This window comes from [Limnothrix rosea] IAM M-220 (genome assembly GCF_001904615.1).
In the GTDB taxonomy this organism is placed as follows: domain Bacteria; phylum Cyanobacteriota; class Cyanobacteriia; order Cyanobacteriales; family MRBY01; genus MRBY01.
This window is the reverse complement of record NZ_MRBY01000067.1, coordinates 1-16,628: the sequence shown is the minus strand read 5'-3', so window position 1 is coordinate 16,628 and position 16,628 is coordinate 1. Positions and strand designations below refer to the sequence as shown.

Annotated in this window: 12 protein-coding genes; 7 read left to right on the top strand and 5 right to left on the bottom strand. The window is 45.4% G+C overall.

Annotation, left to right across the window (positions count from 1 at the left end):
- Positions 1–364 precede the first annotated feature (364 nt).
- From NIES208_RS17135 to NIES208_RS17115, 5 genes are all read right to left on the bottom strand, one after another.
- The gene (locus tag NIES208_RS17135; RefSeq protein WP_075894207.1) at positions 365–1,396 is read right to left on the bottom strand and encodes a DUF928 domain-containing protein; all 1,032 of its coding nucleotides are present in this window, start codon (positions 1,394–1,396) and stop codon (positions 365–367) included.
- 113 nt (positions 1,397–1,509) lie between these two features.
- Positions 1,510–2,091, bottom strand: a complete 582-nt coding sequence (locus NIES208_RS17130) for a hypothetical protein (RefSeq protein ID WP_075894206.1) — start codon at positions 2,089–2,091, stop codon at positions 1,510–1,512.
- A gap of 56 nt (positions 2,092–2,147) precedes the next feature.
- The gene (locus NIES208_RS17125; RefSeq protein WP_075894205.1) at positions 2,148–3,386 is read right to left on the bottom strand and encodes a type II secretion system F family protein; all 1,239 of its coding nucleotides are present in this window, start codon (positions 3,384–3,386) and stop codon (positions 2,148–2,150) included.
- A 154-nt stretch (positions 3,387–3,540) separates the two neighbouring features.
- Entirely contained in the window at positions 3,541–4,650 is a 1,110-nt protein-coding gene (locus NIES208_RS17120) for a type IV pilus twitching motility protein PilT (RefSeq protein WP_075894204.1), read from the bottom strand.
- Between the two features lie 134 nt (positions 4,651–4,784).
- On the bottom strand, positions 4,785–6,824 hold the full coding sequence (locus NIES208_RS17115) for a GspE/PulE family protein (RefSeq protein ID WP_075894203.1): 2,040 nt from the start codon (positions 6,822–6,824) through the stop codon (positions 4,785–4,787).
- A 407-nt stretch (positions 6,825–7,231) separates the two neighbouring features.
- Here NIES208_RS17115 and grpE point away from each other — a divergent pair, with 407 nt between their 5' ends.
- The 7 genes from grpE to NIES208_RS17080 all read left to right on the top strand — a co-directional run bounded on the left by grpE (position 7,232) and on the right by NIES208_RS17080 (position 16,431).
- Positions 7,232–7,975, top strand: coding sequence for a nucleotide exchange factor GrpE (grpE, locus tag NIES208_RS17110; RefSeq protein ID WP_075894202.1), 744 nt, complete (start codon positions 7,232–7,234; stop codon positions 7,973–7,975).
- 74 nt (positions 7,976–8,049) lie between these two features.
- On the top strand, positions 8,050–10,005 hold the full coding sequence (gene dnaK / locus NIES208_RS17105) for a molecular chaperone DnaK (protein WP_075894201.1): 1,956 nt from the start codon (positions 8,050–8,052) through the stop codon (positions 10,003–10,005).
- A 119-nt stretch (positions 10,006–10,124) separates the two neighbouring features.
- Positions 10,125–11,261, top strand: coding sequence for a molecular chaperone DnaJ (gene dnaJ, locus NIES208_RS17100; RefSeq protein WP_075894200.1), 1,137 nt, complete (start codon positions 10,125–10,127; stop codon positions 11,259–11,261).
- Between the two features lie 8 nt (positions 11,262–11,269).
- On the top strand, positions 11,270–11,524 hold the full coding sequence (locus tag NIES208_RS17095) for a sulfurtransferase TusA family protein (RefSeq protein WP_315861655.1): 255 nt from the start codon (positions 11,270–11,272) through the stop codon (positions 11,522–11,524).
- Between the two features lie 3 nt (positions 11,525–11,527).
- Positions 11,528–12,592: a small ribosomal subunit biogenesis GTPase RsgA gene (gene rsgA, locus NIES208_RS17090; protein ID WP_075894198.1), complete on the top strand. Its 1,065-nt coding sequence runs from the start codon at positions 11,528–11,530 to the stop codon at positions 12,590–12,592.
- Positions 12,593–12,641: 49 nt separating this feature from the next.
- A complete protein-coding gene (locus NIES208_RS17085) occupies positions 12,642–14,021 on the top strand; it encodes an IctB family putative bicarbonate transporter (protein ID WP_075894197.1) in 1,380 nt (459 codons plus the stop codon).
- Positions 14,022–14,211: 190 nt separating this feature from the next.
- Positions 14,212–16,431, top strand: a complete 2,220-nt coding sequence (locus NIES208_RS17080) for an ATP-binding protein (protein ID WP_075894196.1) — start codon at positions 14,212–14,214, stop codon at positions 16,429–16,431.
- Positions 16,432–16,628 lie beyond the last annotated feature (197 nt).

Sequence of the window (16,628 nt, the reverse complement as noted above, 5' to 3'; positions counted from 1 at the left end):
CGGGAGATGTTTCTATGCAAACAATCCTACTAGCTTTTAAAAAATGCAAATTTTCGTTGCTTCCCCGTGTCTCTCCCTCTCCGTGTCTTTACCTCTCCGTGTCTTTCCCTCTCCGCGTCTCTTTTTCTCTAGAGAATTTTGGCTACATTCTTATCCATAACTGACGTTAAGTAACTTAATGGCAAGTTTTACAGATGACCGGTGTTGAGACTCATAACTTCCCGCTTTTGTCGTGGCATTCGGTAAGATTGCGAGGTTTTTTAAGATTGGGTGAAAATTGACAGCTGTTAATCGCCAATAAAAAAGCGCAGCATTTGACCGCCGCGCCCGTTAGCTACATTGCCGTTGAGCTGTTGTATGTGAATTAAGATTGGCTCAATAAACGGATAATCAAGTCTTCTTCCTCAACAGTATTGGGGTCATCAGCCGGGAATAAAGCTTTTAGGAGAGACTGCCAATCCTCTGGATAGTCACTGCGATATTCGGCAAGAAAATCAACGGTGTCGCCCCAAACGCCGTAAAATGCTGAGAGTTGAGCCAACTCAAGAACCATTTGGCCTCGCTGGGCTTCTAATGACTGAATTTCTGTTTGGTTAATCCCCGGATTTTGCTGGGCTTTGGCGAGGGATTGATTGACCTTGGCATAGTCATTGCGGAGGGCATTAAAGTGGGTCAAAAGGCGATCGCTCACCATTTTCACTGTTGCAGTATCTCTGCTACCTCCCAAAGCTGCCGCCAACTCCTGAGCCTCAGCAGTAGATAGAGAGAAATCAGAGTTGTCAGCCACAAGAGCTGCTGCCAAGGAGTCAAGTAGAGCAGGATCGTTAGGGAGCATCATTTGAGCAATATTTTGCCGCTCAACGGACCCAAATAGATAAATATCGGCACTACGATCAACTTCATCACAGGCAAGGGTCAAATCCCACCAGTATGCTTGGCCTACCTTGAGGGTATTATCTGGCAACTCAACTTGCATTAAGCCAGACTTTTGACTGATGTCATTGATGACTTGATAATGCACGAGGGCATCTGCATCGTTATTTTGGGCAAAGACGCTGAATTCTGCTCTCACTGCGTCATTTTCTGGCATATACCACCAAAAATCTAGATCGGTAGATACCGTCCTTGCCGTGACTTCCCCCTGGGCATTTACAGGTAAAACAGGACGAAATAGCACTTTTGTTTCCCGGTTAATGCAGCCACCACGTTTACCACCACCAGCGGTACTACCCGGTTGTCCGCGATCTGTGTCTGGTAGGTTAAGACTGAGTTCCGTTGCTGCGGTTGGACTCATCGCTTCGGTCTGGTGAGGAATAGCGGCGATCGCAGGGTTGAGACCGACCCCTAGTCCCGCAAAAATCAAGAAAGATTGCCACGAAAAATTGAGCTTATTCATAGTTCCTTATAAGTATCCGTCTGACGGACAAAACCCTAAAAAAATTAATCACAATAAAGTTGATGGAGCGCAAACTGAGTGAATACTGAGAGGCGCGAAACCCTATATCGAGACTAGCTTTCCGAAGATAAAGCAGCTTCGCAAAGATCAGACTCTGGCAAGGCATGGTACGAAACCACGAAAGGTAAATTTGCACCTTGTAATCCCCGGGAAATTCGTTCCGGTGTCTCAGGGAAAATGACGAATAGAGGGTGGATTTGTTCCGCCGTTTCACTGAACATATGGCTATCTTCTTCTGGCATTAACCATTGGTAATCTTGGTCAAGACACACTTGGGTATGACGCCAGCGCAGTAAGAGTTCGGAAAAGTCCTCCTCTGGCCGATGAATAAACACCATGATTTCGACATCCAGTTTGATTTTCCATTCTGGGTCACACATTAGGATTGCGAGGTCGCAAGGTAAAATCTGGGTTTTTGTAATTTTTTTTGATGTATGGGCCTGGGTCAGGGACTGTAAATCTTCTGTTTTTAATCTGGCAACGGGCAATGGGATAGTAACAAGGCTGCTCTCTGGTCGGCGCATACTCGGAATGAGCGACATATATGGGCGATGTTGCTTCAACAGGGCGATCGCCGCCGAGCGTTCAGAATATTGAGCCAGTAAAGCCTCGTATTGTGACTGTTTAACTGCCATAAAAAAACAAAATTAAAACTAACGACTCGAGGTATGGAACCAAAGGTTTGTCTTTTCTAGCCTAACGTTTCAAAAACCTTAAACATTGGCAAATACATCGATAGCAAAATCACACCAACCATCCCCGCAATCACAACCATCATGACAGGTTCAAGAATACTTGTTAGAGCCTTAACCGTTTGCTCCACCTCATCTTCATAAAAATCAGCAACTTTCATCATCATGCTGTCAAGTTCCCCCGTCTCTTCGCCGATCGTCATCATTTGAATCGACAAAATAGGAAAAACCTTATCCTTGTCCAGAGCGACACTCAGCATTCCACCTTCTTGAATCTCTGCCTTGGCCTTATTAATAGAATTAGCAATGACGACATTGCCAGCAGTCGCGCCAACAATATCAAACGAACTTAAAATAGGGACACCAGAACGCGTCAAAGTACCAAAAATACGACAGAAACGCGCAACAGCATTTTTTTGTAGCAAATCGCCAATGAGGGGTAGCTTTAATAGCATGGCATCGATTTGCCAATGACCTGCCGGGGTTTTGTAATACTGACGGATGGCAAAGAAAAGAATATTGGCACCAATAAACATCAGGATGACATTGCCGAAGGGCATTGGAATTAAGCCCTCACCCGTTCTGAGAAACTGACTAATCGCCATCATCACGAGGGTTAATCCAGGAAGCTCAGTACCGATACTAGCGAAAATATCTGCAAAAACAGGAATGAGAAAGACCGTCATCCCAAAGAAGACTGCTATGGCTAAAAAGGCCACTGCCAAGGGATAGGTCATTGCTGACTTAATTTGGTTTTCCAGTTTCGCCATGTCTTCTAAAACTTTGGCGAGGCGATTAAGTACTTCATCGAGAACACCACCAATTTCTCCGGCTTCTACCATGCTCACATAGAGGGTGTCGAAGCATTCTTCATGGGGACGCATGGCATCGGAGAGGCTGATCCCCTGCTGCACTTCGAGCTTAATTTGCCCCAATGCTTTACGCATTTTGTAGTTACTGTGGTTTTCCCCCAAAATGCTGAGGCAACGGACGATCGCCACCCCTGCATTAATCATCACTGCAAACTGCCGCGAAAAAACAGCTTTGTCTTTGACTGTCACCTTAGAGAGTGCTTCTTCTAGAAAAGATAGATCAATCTCCCCCGGTTTCGTGACTTTGCCCACGTCTGCATACTGGGCTTCCAGCATGGTGCGGGCTTGCTCGGCAGAGTTTGCTTCTATTTTTTGTTTGACTTTCTGACCGTTACGGTCGACAACCTGAGCAGTATATACAGCCATTTTTCTAAATATACGGTGATGATCTGTGGGTAAGGTATTCGCTAGTGTGATGAATTAAATTTCAACTTACAATTTCAACTTAAATTTCAATGGAATATGTCTTCGTAAGGAGATGAATTTTGTTTTCCCAAATGTTAGACAGTTAAAAAAGAACTTAACGTCGTTTCATTTTTGCACCGCTGCCACCTAATGCGCCACCAACTAATCGTTGTAACTCGTCTGGTTTACCGCTCTTAGCCAACCCTTCTTCGAAAGTAATCGTGCCAGCTGACACGAGTCCGGCGAGGGCTTGTTCCATGGTCTGCATGCCCAGTTTCATTCCTGTTTGGATGGCGGAGTAAACTTGGGCTGATTTTCCTTCTCGGATAAGGTTGGCGATCGCCGGCGTTACGACCATAATTTCCTGTGCCATCGCTCGACCAAACTCACCGGGTTTTGGATTAGCCTTCTGGACGAGACATTGACTAAATACCGCTAATAAAGAATTCGAGAGCATAGCGCGAATTTGCGGCTGTTGAATCGGTGGAAAAACATCGAGCATCCGGTCAATAGTACTTGCCGCCGAGTTTGTATGGAGCGTCCCGAAAACGAGGTGTCCCGTTTCAGCCGCGGAAATGGCTAGCGAAATCGTTTCAAGATCACGCATTTCACCCACCAGAATAATATCGGGATCTTCCCGCAAAGCGGCCTTTAGGGCATTGGCAAAACTCTTAGTATCTTCCCCTTTTTGCCGTTGGTGAAAAAGACTTTTGTTGTTCGGAAAAACATATTCAATGGGATCTTCGACCGTCAAGATGTGTTCTGCACGGGTACGGTTAATCAGATCCAGCATTGCCGCCATCGTCGTTGTTTTACCAGAACCCGTTTGTCCAGTAACCAACACCAAACCACGGGGGCGTTCTGCCATCTCTCGAACAATGTCAGGGAGACCAAGCATATCAAAATTCGGGATTTTTGAAGATAAGGCTCTGAGGCAGGCAGCATAGCAACCTCGTTCACGGTAAACATTGACGCGAAATCTCGCCAGCCCCTTAACACCGTAGGAACAATCTAATTCCCAATTTTTTTCTAGATCCTTACGCTGTGTCCCGTTCAACATACTGAAAATAAGCTTTTGAGCCTCTTGGGGCGACAGCGGTTCATCGTCGATAGGGGCAAGTTTACCGCTGACTCGAAAATAAACAGGAGCGCCAGCTTGAATATGCATATCGGAACCACCCATTTCAACCAGCTGTTCCATCAAATCTTCAATCATCAAATCCATGAATTTAGTACTCCTCTAAATGCAACTTACTTAGTATTGTGAAAAGTTGAAATTTTTTCGAAAAGACTTCGTTTCAATTGTGCCCAGTCGATACTGGCAACCCCACAGAATTTTCTGTAGAGGCGTTTAGCCCATTAGAAACGTGCCGTCATACAGTAAGGACAATCTACCCATTCGGGTTTTAGCTCAGCTGAGCAGTTACTGCAAGTCAAACCTGTTTTACGCTTTGCCTTTAGCTCTGCTTCTAGCCCAGAATCAGTAAAGGTTACCCGCTCTACCTCCTCGAAAGTGGTGTAGCCTTCTTTTACCAGCTCGAGGCTATACGCGAGAATACTCAGCATGCCTTCCTGTACTGCAACTTCCTTAATCAAATCTGTCGTTGCGCCGCTGTTGATCAAGGCTTCAATTTCTTCGCTGTTGTGCATAAATTCGTATACATCAACCCGGCCTTTATAGCCGCCGCCACTACACTTCGGGCATAGGGTGCCGTTGGCACGGGCTTCTTGAATTTGATCATTGCTGAGGGTATTGGCTTTATAAATTGTGATTTCGCTGTCTTGGGATGCTGATAATCCAAAACGACCCAATTCGTCGGCTGAGGGTTGGTAAGGAATACGACATTCGCTACAAACTCGTCGCATCAGACGCTGTGCTAATACTCCTAAAAGGGAGCCGGAGATCATAAATGGTTCGACCCCCATCTCGTCTAGTCTGGCGATCGCCCCCGGTGCGTCATTCGTATGTAACGTTGTTAAAACAAGGTGACCCGTTAATGCAGCTTCAATGGCCGTTTTTGCCGTCTCCTTATCACGCGTCTCACCCACCAGAATCACATCAGGATCTTGACGCATAAAAGCCCGTAAAATCGAGGCAAAATCCATGCCTTTTTCACGGATAACCTGCACTTGGGTAATCCCCGGCAATGAATATTCAATGGGGTCTTCCGCCGTACTAATATTAACCCCCGGATTATTCCGCTCCGCAAGGATCGAATACAGCGTCGTTGATTTACCCGAACCTGTCGGGCCAGTCACCAAAATCAAACCAAATGGCCGTTGAGCCATTTCGCGCACCTGCGCCAAAATATCTGGGTTCGTAATCAAAATATCTAAGCCCAGTTGAGTCGATGAATTATCCAAGATTCGTAAAACGATCTTTTCACCGAAGCGACTCGGAAGACTATTGACACGGAAATCGACTTTTCTACCTTTAAACACCCGACGAATTCTGCCATCTTGGGGCATCCGACGCTCTGCAATATCCAGCTCTGCCATGATTTTAAAACGGGCAGAAACAGCCGGAATAATCTTTTTCGGTAGGGGGTCAAAGGCATATTGCAATACACCGTCTTTCCGAAAGCGAACACGTAAATCCTTTTCTTGGGGCTCGATATGAATATCGGATACCCCTTCTTGCAAGGCTTTTAAAAGAATTTTATTGACAAGTTTAATTACCGGCGCAGAACTAGCTTGATTTTCATTCATCAAGTCAGCACTTTCATCGGCTGCCTCGTTCAAATCATCCTCATCATCACCAAGGTCTAGATCATCTAGTTCAACGGCCTTGCGCATCTCATCGGCTTCAGCGGCTTGTTCCGCTTGTTCTTTTTCGTCAGCTTGTTGCTGCACTTGTACTTCTAAATATTCATCAAGAATACGCCGATAATCTTCGTCAGTGATGACGATACGCTGCATTTTGATGTTTTGCAGTCGAAACAAACGGTTAATGTCGTCTTGGGCCGCTAGATTATCGGGATCAACCATCGCGACAACCACTTCTTGCTCTCCCTCGCCCTCCCCTTCGACGCGACGCAGGGGCAAAATTTTATGGCGACGACATAGCTCAATGGGAATCAGAGTATTAATTAATTCTCCCATCTGGCTGCTGTCGATATCCTGAATTTCAGGATCGATAGAATCAACGCCGTAAAGAATCTTTAATTCAAAGAGATGGTGCTTTTTATATTGTCGAACTAGCTCTGGTGATAGGGCTTTGCCAGTTAGTTCTTCGATTACAGAGGTAAGGGGGCGACCACTCCGGCGTGTCTCGACTAAAGCCTTTTCCATCTGCTGGTGGTCAACAACCCCTGATTGAATAAGTTTGTTGCCAAAGGGGGAAAAATCGTTACGAACGGCTAAAGCTCGTTTCCGTTTTGGGAGAGGCGATTGAGTCATAAATTGTTACCGGGCAGCACAGCAAGCGTCTGGATCTGTAGAGTTGTATTTAAGGCAACTCGTCTGAACCTAATTGTTCCCTAAAATACCCTTGAACGGCTAAGTTTAGGTCAATTTTGATACAGATTTAGCAATGAGTGTTTTGGGGTTCTGAAATATCAGGTGAACTAAAGCTAAGATCTTTATCACCCCAATATAACTGTTGCTTGAATTTTTGCTTTCTTTCTCAATCTTGGGATCGAGATTTTTTAGGGACAATGTTACATTTGGTAATGTTGAGATCTAATCTCTACATCTTGATTATTCTTTTTTGCGGCGATCGCCGTTAGGATACAAAACAAGTATGGGAATGCTTGTAATTCCAAAGACCATAATTTTCCTTACCGAATCAATTTATCTAGACGACCATGGCAGAAGACGCACAAAATTTAGAGACATCAACAGAAGACCTAGATCAAAAATCCGAAGCCGTATCTGAGGAGACTCTGGATCAACCCGACAGTGCTGCGAACACGAAACAAGAGCCACTGGCAGAAACCGAAGTGGACAACAGTCCAGAGATTGAATTTGACGAAAGCGAAGATGATACGCCCTTAGACAGTTCAGAGCTTGAGGCGGTCATTGCTGCACTTCAGCAAGAAATTACAACCCTACGTCAGCAGCTCACGACCCAGACCCAACAAGCTGACAATTTCAAAACACAATACATGCGCATTGCTGCCGACTTTGAGAATTTTCGTAAGCGCACAAGCAAAGAAAAAGAAGAAATGGAATTGCGGATTAAGTGCAATACCGTTAACGAAATGCTAGGTGCCGTAGATAACTTTGAGCGAGCAAGATTGCAGATTAAACCAGCTAACGATGGCGAGATGGCCATCCATAAAAGCTATCAAGGCGTATACAAGCAACTTGTGGAAGGCCTAAAGAAGATCGGCGTTTCCGCCATGCGGCCCGAAGGAGAAGAATTTGATCCCAATCTCCATGAAGCCGTTTTCCAAGAACCAACAAGTGAATATCCAGAAGGAACAGTGATTGAACAAATTGTGCGCGGCTATCTCCTTGGCGACAAGGTCTTACGCCACGCTATGGTCAAAGTAGCTGCAGCCCCAGAAGAAGAGCCATCTAGTGAAAGTTCAGAGACTGAAAGTTAAACCCTTCGTCCAGTAAGCTACTCACAACCGACCCTGATATCACTTTCTAACAACAAGCTTTCTATCACTAAACCATGGGTAAAGTAATTGGCATTGACTTAGGCACAACAAACAGTTGCGTTTCCGTTCTTGAAGCAGGGAAACCAATGGTTGTCACAAATGCCGAAGGCGGTAGAACGACACCAAGTATTGTAGGCTTCGGAAAAGGAAATGAAAGGTTAGTCGGTCAACTCGCGAAGCGCCAGAGCGTCACTAACGCCGAAAATACCGTTTACAGCATTAAGCGCTTTATTGGCCGTCGCTGGGATGACACGGAACGAGAACGATCGCGTGTTCCTTACAATTGCGTGAAAGGCAGAGACGATACCGTTGATGTTTCAATTCGCCGTCGCCGCTTTACTCCCCAAGAAATTTCAGCAATGGTTTTGCAAAAGCTAAAAGCTGATGCTGAAGCCTTTCTCGGTGAAACCGTTTCCCAGGCGGTGATTACAGTTCCTGCCTACTTTACCGATGCCCAACGCCAAGCGACAAAGGACGCTGGGACTATTGCCGGTCTAGACGTTTTAAGAATTATCAACGAGCCGACCGCTGCAGCCCTTGCCTACGGACTTGACAAGCAAGATCAAGAGCAATTCATCCTAGTCTTTGACCTCGGTGGCGGTACATTTGATGTTTCTGTATTGCAGCTTGGTGATGGGGTCTTTGAGGTTAAGGCGACTTCCGGCAACAATCATCTAGGCGGTGATGATTTTGATAACGTCATTGTGCAGTGGATGGCAAAGACTTTTCATAAAAATGAAGGCATTGACCTAAGCACAGACAAGATGGCTTTGCAACGTTTGCGAGAAGCCGCAGAAAAGGCCAAAATTGAATTATCCGGTACTCTGACCACCTCAATTAACCTGCCCTTTATCACTGCTGATGAAACTGGTCCTAAGCATCTAGAAGTAGATCTTTCCCGTGCGCAATTTGAAGAATTGGCAAAAAATTATATTGAAGGGACTTTAAAGCCCGTTCAACAGGCACTAAAAGATTCTGAGTTAACCGCAGAGCAAATTGACCGCATCATTTTAGTAGGTGGCTCGACGAGGATTCCTGCTGTACAGCAAGCTATCCAAGCTTTCTTTAAGGGTAAGCAGGCTGATCGATCCATCAATCCAGACGAAGCTGTTGCCCTAGGCGCGGCAATTCAAGCTGGTGTATTAGGGGGAGAGGTTGAGGATGTTTTGTTGCTGGATGTCACTCCTATTTCCTTAGGGATTGAAACCCTTGGTGAGGTCTTTACTAAAGTTATTGATCGCAATACGACGGTTCCTACCAGTAAATCCCAGACTTTTTCAACGGCAACCGATGGCCAAACATCTGTGGAAATCCATGTTTTACAAGGTGAACGTGCCTTAGCTAAAGATAATAAAAGTCTAGGTAAATTTCTATTAACAGGAATTCCGCCAGCACCGCGTGGTTTGCCACAGATTGAAGTGAGTTTTGAAATTGATGTAAATGGTATTTTGCAGGTGTCTGCTCAAGATAAAGGGACAGGCAAAGCACAGAGTATCAAGATCACGAATACTGGTGGTTTGAGCGCTGCTGAAGTTGACAAAATGCGCGCAGAGGCAGCTCAGTTTGAGGAACAGGATCGTCGTCGATTACAAATTGTTGAATTGCAGAATCAAGCTGATAGCTTGTTCTATAGCTTTGAAACGACTCTACGGGAGAATAGCTCGCTATTTACACCTGAGAAGGAAGCGGAGCTGACTAAGAAACGTCGGGCTTTGGAAAAGGCTTTTGGGGATCCATCTTTAACAACGGAAGCTGTACAGTCGCTCCTTGATGATTTTAGGGATTCTCTCTTGGCGATCGGCTCTCAAATATATGATGGAAGTCAGGGTTCCCAAGCAACTGGTGTTCCTAGTGAACCTAATATCACTTTTGACTCTGAGCATGAAACTATGGTGATTGCCTCTGGCTCTGATGGTGTTGTCGAAAATGGCGAAGGTAATATTACGGGTGACTATGAAGAAATTGACTAGCGGCTAAGGTCATCATTGATGAATTTGTAAAACCTGATCAATCTAGGTTTCTGCTTTTCCCTCTTCAAGTTAAGATTAGTAAACGCTTTTTTCTTGCTCATTCATTCAGAATTAAATTTATGGCTGGTGATTATTACGAAATCCTTGGTGTATCCCGTGATTGCGGAAAGGATGAGCTGAAGCGGGCTTATCGTCGTTTGGCTCGTCAGTATCACCCTGATGTCAATAAGGAGCCTGGGGCTGAAGACAAGTTTAAAGAAATTAATCGAGCTTATGAGGTGCTTTCTGAGCCTGAGGCTCGGGCTCGGTATGACCGCTTTGGTGAAGCTGGGGTGTCCGGCGCTGGTGGCGGAGGGGCTGAGTATAGTGACATGGGTGGCTTCGCTGATATTTTCGAAACGATCTTCAGTGGTTTCGGCGGTATGGGAGGGCCTGGTGGCGCAACTGGAACTCGCCGTCGTAGTGGGCCGACTCGTGGTGATGATCTACGTCTTGATTTAAAGCTTGATTTTAAGGAAGCGATTTTTGGTGGAGAGAAGGAAATTCGTATTCCTCATCTTGAAACCTGTAAAACTTGTAGTGGTTCTGGTGCTAAGGCTGGGACTTCATCTGATACTTGTGGCACTTGTAGTGGGTCTGGTCAGGTACGTCGTGCAACGCGTACGCCTTTTGGTAGTTTTGCTCAGGTGTCTGTTTGTCCAACTTGTAATGGTGATGGTCAGGTCATTGCTGAGAAGTGTGAATCTTGTGGTGGTGTTGGACGAAAGCAGGAAACGAAGAAATTAAAAATCACAATTCCACCTGGGGTTGATACGGGCACTCGTTTGCGGGTATCTCGCGAAGGGGATGCTGGTCTAAAGGGTGGCCCTCCGGGGGATTTATATGTTTATTTGGCTGTTAATTCGGATAAGAAATTCCGGCGTGATGGCATTAATATTCAGTCTGATGTTGAGATTAGCTATTTGCAGGCGATTCTTGGCGATATGGTTACGGTTGAAACGGTGGATGGGACGGAGGAGCTTAATATTCCTGCGGGTCTCCAGCCTAATAAAGTCTTGATCTTAGAAGGTAAGGGTGTACCAAAGCTTGGTAATCCAGTGAGTCGGGGTGATCATTTGATTACGGTGAAGGTTGTGATCCCGACTAAGCTGGGTCGTGAAGAAAAGGAGTTGTTGCAACAACTGGCACGGATTAAAGGGTCTAGTACTGGTAAGGGTGGCTTTGAGGGAATTTTCGGCGGTATGTTTAACAAATAATCATGAAGATGCCTGAACCATTGATTGCTGATGCTCGACTTGATTTGCGGGGCACTCCTTGTCCGATTAATTTTGTGCGGACTAAGTTGCAGCTGAAAAGGATGATTCCTAATTCTCTTTTGGAGGTGTGGTTAGATGCTGGTGAACCGATGGAGCAGGTTCCGGATAGTTTGACGATGGAGGGATATGTTGTGGAGCAGGCGATCGCCCAAGGGGACGGGGATTATTATGCTCTCTGGGTGCGTTGTCCGGCTGGAGAGTAGTTTGTGGCTCAAGCTGATGTTGGATCGGTGACGGGGATTGTAACGGCTGTTCAGGCGAATTTTTATCATGTGCAACCGAGGGATGGTTCGGCTGATCTGCTGTGTACGCGACGGACGCGCTTAAAGAAGGTTGGGCAGCGGGTGATGGTCGGGGATCGGGTGGTCGTTGAGGAAATCGATCTTCAGGATAGACGAGGGGCGATCGCCAAAGTTTTACCGCGAAAAACAGAATTAGATCGTCCGCCTGTGGCGAATGCTGACCAGCTATTGTTGGTTTTTGCTTTGGCAGAGCCGCTTCTTGATCCGTGGCAACTGAGTCGTTTTTTAGTGAAGGCAGAGTCAACAGGATTGTCGTTGCTTTTGGCTTTGAATAAGCAAGATTTGTTGACGATGGAAGAATGTGAGACTTGGCGAGAGCGCTTAAGTCAATGGGGCTATGACACGGTTTTCCTTAGTGTCGAGCAGCAAATGGGTCTGGAATTGCTCAAGGAAAAATTAGCTGGAAAAATTTCTGTGGTGGCAGGCCCTTCTGGGGTGGGCAAATCGAGTTTGATTAATTGTTTGATTCCGGAGGCGACTTTGCGAGTCGGTCGTGTTTCTGGGAAGTTGCAGCGGGGTAGGCATACAACCCGCCATGTGGAATTATTTGAGTTGCCTAATGGTGGTTTGTTGGCGGATAGTCCGGGGTTTAATCAACCGGATTGGCAAATTTTGCCGCAGGATCTGGAAAATTATTTTCCTGAGATTCGTGTGCAACTGGCGCAACAGAATTGTCAGTTTAAGGATTGTCTTCATTTGCAGGAACCGAATTGTGCGGTGTCTGATGGTTGGGAGCGTTATGAGATTTATCAGAAATTTTTGGAGGAGGCGATCGCCTATAAAGAGACCATACAGCAACAAAAAGATGATGAATCGCAGTTAAAAGTCAAAATGACCGCTGATGGCGAACAGCATGAACCGAAGCTGGCGACAAAAAAATATCGTCGCTCTTCCCGCCGTGAACGCCACCAAAATTTAAAGGATTTGTACGAAAAGCAATCTGTGGAAGATTTATTTCGTGACGAATAGGGGGCGCGACTCTCCTAAAATAGGGGATGGAAAACCGGGTCAAAAAATTATGACGGCATCTTGGCAGCGCTGGATATTTTTACAATTTCCTTTTGAGGTTTGGCTTCGCAATAGTTATGTTTACGGTGGTTTTGGCTTGCTGGCACCGTGGCGTGGTGGGAGCTGGATGCTGCAATGGGCGGAACCACTGGGGGCTTTGATTATCTGTGGGTTGTTGCTCTTGGCACCGTTTGTTTCTACGGGGGTGATTGGTTTTTTACTTCTTGCGGGAGCTGCCTATTGGGCTTTACTGAGTATTTCTGATCCGCCTGCTAATTATTTAACCTCAATTCATATTCTGGTATTTCTCTACGCTAGTGTGGCGGCGATCGCCGCAGTTTTGTCTCCGGTGAAAGCGGCCGCAATATCGGGCTTGATCAAGCTCTGTTTGTACCTCCTCTTTTTTGCCCTCAGCGCCAGAGTGCTGCGATCGCCCAAGATTTTAGCGGGTGTGATTTGGGTTTATTTAATGTTGTCCCTTGTGGTCAGTGGCTACGGTATTCGCCAAGAATTTTTTGGTGTTGAACAGTTGGCGACGTGGAATGATCCCCTATCGGAGCTGGCCAATGATACGCGAGTCTATAGTTACCTCGGTAATCCAAACCTGCTGGCTAGTTATTTAATTCCGGCGATCGCCTTTAGCGCTGTGGCGTTTTTAATTTGGAAAACATGGCCTCAGAAAATCCTAGCTGCGGTCGCCTTCGTTTGTAATACAGCCTGTGTCTTTCTCACCGATAGTCGTGGGGGGTGGCTCGCCTTACTTGCCGCGGGTGTTGTGGGAGCCTTGATGTTGTATGTCTGGTATGGCGATCGCCTCAGTCCTTTCTGGCGACGGTGGTTGTTGCCCCTGTGCTTTGCCTTCAGTTTTGGATTACTGGCCGTTGCCGTTGTGGCGGTGGATTCCATTCGGATTCGCTTATTTAGTATTTTTTCGTGGCGTGGCGATAGTAGTAATAATTTTCGGATTAATGTCTGGTACGCAGTGTTTCGCATGATCGGCGATCGCCCATTCTTGGGCATTGGCCCCGGTAACGATGCCTTTAACCTCATGTACCCGCGTTATATGGAAAGTCGTTTTTCTGCCCTGAGTGCCTATTCCGTTATCCTAGAAACCGCCGTTGAAATTGGCTTCATTGGCCTCAGCATTTTCTGCTGGTTAATCATTAATATTTTTGGACAAGGTTTACAAATCGTAAAGCACCTCCGCGATCACCATAAACAAGAAGGCCTATGGCTGGTGGGGGCGATCGCCGGGATGGCCGGCCTCATGACCCAAGGACTTTTTGACACTGTTTGGTATCGACCTCAAGTCAATACTTTGTGGTGGTTAATGGTCGGTATGATTGCAGCCTATTACCCCCAGATAAAGCAATTCAAACAGAACGGTTAGTATCACCTTTACACCGTTTGCTATACTGACTTTCTTATCTTTGCTTGTAGGATGAATAGTCCTTTACTCTCTACAATTAAAAATAGGTTTAGTTTTAGTGAACAATAATTTGTAGCTAATTCAACACCATAAATCGTTGAATTCTTTTTTTTAATAAGAGAACCTAGCTGCTAAATCGTTACACAACACAATGATTTTAATTGGCGATAATCCACAATTAGCTCGTGATTTCTATAGAAAAATCACCCTTAGTTTTACAAAAGTTTACTTCGAAACAACTGCCGCTAGCCTATTTAAACAGGCGATCGCCCTTAAACCGCGATTTATAATTTTAAATTTCGAGCTATTGGGAGAAAGTATTTATCGCCTCTGTCGCAACCTCAAAGATCAAGATATCTTAGCGAATACACCGTTGATTTTAACCAATCTACCGAATGAAATAGATGCAAAATCCCGCGGTTTAAAAGCTGGAGCCGATGATGTGGTGACTCAGCCTTTCGATCATGTTGAACTATTGCAGCGCGTGAAACAACAACTACGCTATCAAGAATTACAGCGATTACAGCAACAGCAAGACGAATCGCTCCACAAAACTATTAAACGCCAAAGGGTATTGAGCGCCGTCATTGAACGGATTCGCCATAGTCTTGATTTGGACAAAATCTTTTGGAGAACCGTAGAAGAACTCCATTTTTCCCTAAAGTGTGACCGCGCTGTTATTTATCGTTTTAATCCTGATTGGAGTGGTGACTTTGTCGCTGAAGCACTTTCTCCCCAATGGCGATCCGTGATCAATAACCCCAGCGAAGCAGTAGAGAAAATAAAAGCGAATTCGGCAAGCGAAGCTGACTCTGACCAATGCATTATAAAATTACTCGATGGCAAGCAAAATAACAAAATAAAAGATACCTATCTCCAAGAAAATCAAGGGGGAATATATCAAAACAAAGACGCAACTTATCGCGCAGTTAATGATATTAACTCGGCCGGATTTTCCCGTTGCTATATTGAGCTTCTTGAGACATTTCAAGCTAAGGCCTATGTTGTTGTACCGATCTTTTTAGGCGATCACCTATGGGGTTTACTCGGCATTTACCAGAACGATGCCCCGCGCCAATGGCAACCACAGGAAAGGGATATGTTGCTACAAATTGCGAGCCAACTCGGCATTGCCCTCCAGCAAGCTGAAATGTTGAGAGAGTTGCGAGTCGCCAAGGAAAAAGCTGAAGCGGCCAATAAAGCAAAAAGTTTATTTCTTGCCAACATAAGCCATGAGCTGAGAACCCCCTTAAGTTCGATCCTTGGTTTTGCAGAACTACTCGGTAATGATCCCAGTTTAGAACCAGATCAACTAGATTCTGTAAACTGCATTTATCAAAGTGGGAAACACCTGCTTGATTTGATTAATGATGTCCTTTCAATGTCACAAATTGAAGCGGGTAAAGTCACTTTAAATCCAGAAACTTTTGAATTGATGCATTGTTTAATGTCCATCAAAAATATTCTACAAATTGCTGCTAACCGCAAGGAAATAAACCTTGTCTTTCAGTTAGATGAAAATCTGCCAGAATTTGTCTATTTCGATCAAGCTAAACTGCGGCAAATTTTAATTAATCTTCTTAGTAATGCCATCAAGTTTACGGATATTGGTGAAGTCGCACTACAGGTGACCTGCCGTGTGATTTCGGAGTCGATGTCGATGCTACGGTTTGAGGTCATTGATACGGGGTTAGGTATTCCTGCCGCTGAACAAAAAGTTCTATTCCAAGCTTTTCAGCAAACAACTTCTGGTCGACAGTCGAAACAGGGGACGGGTTTGGGTTTGGCGATTAGTCAGAGTTTTGTGCAGAAAATGGGAGGCGAAATCAAGGTTGAAAGTGAGGTTGGTCATGGGTCTCGTTTCTGGTTCGAGTTACCAATAAATCACCGGGATATTTTTGCTGCACCGAAGGATGAGCTGCTGGATATTTCTCCTTTTGGGATTGTACCGACTGATACGGATGGGCAAAATATGCCGAAGGTTTTGATTGTAGAAGAGCATTTAGCGCAGCGGGAACTTTTGCAGGTGCAGCTCATGGGTCTGGATCTTCAAACGGAGGTGACTGCGGATAGTCGCGCGGGTCTTCAGTGTTGGCGTAGCTGGCAACCGGATCTTGTGTTATTAAATTTGCGGATGCCTTCGGTGGATGGGCAAAGTATGATTCAAGAAATAAATCAGGCGATCGCCGCTAATCCCGAGTACAAAAAACCGAAGATTATTGTGCTGACGGCGGATGTTTTTTATGACCAAGACCTTGGCGAGCCATCCGTAGCATGTGATGACATCATTTACAAACCTGTGCCATCAGATAGGTTATTGAACACTATTCAAAGCCACATTAAGACAGGCAAAGGAGAGTCTAATAAATAGTAGAAGAATAGACTAACTTTCTATTACTTAACGTCAGTTATGGATAAGAATGTAGCCAAAATTCTCTAGAGAAAAAGAGACGCGGAGAGGGAAAGACACGGAGAGGTAAAGACACGGAGAGGGAGAGACACGGGGAAGCAACGAAAATTTGCATTTTTTGAAAGCTAGTAGGATTGTTTGCATAGAAACATCTCCCG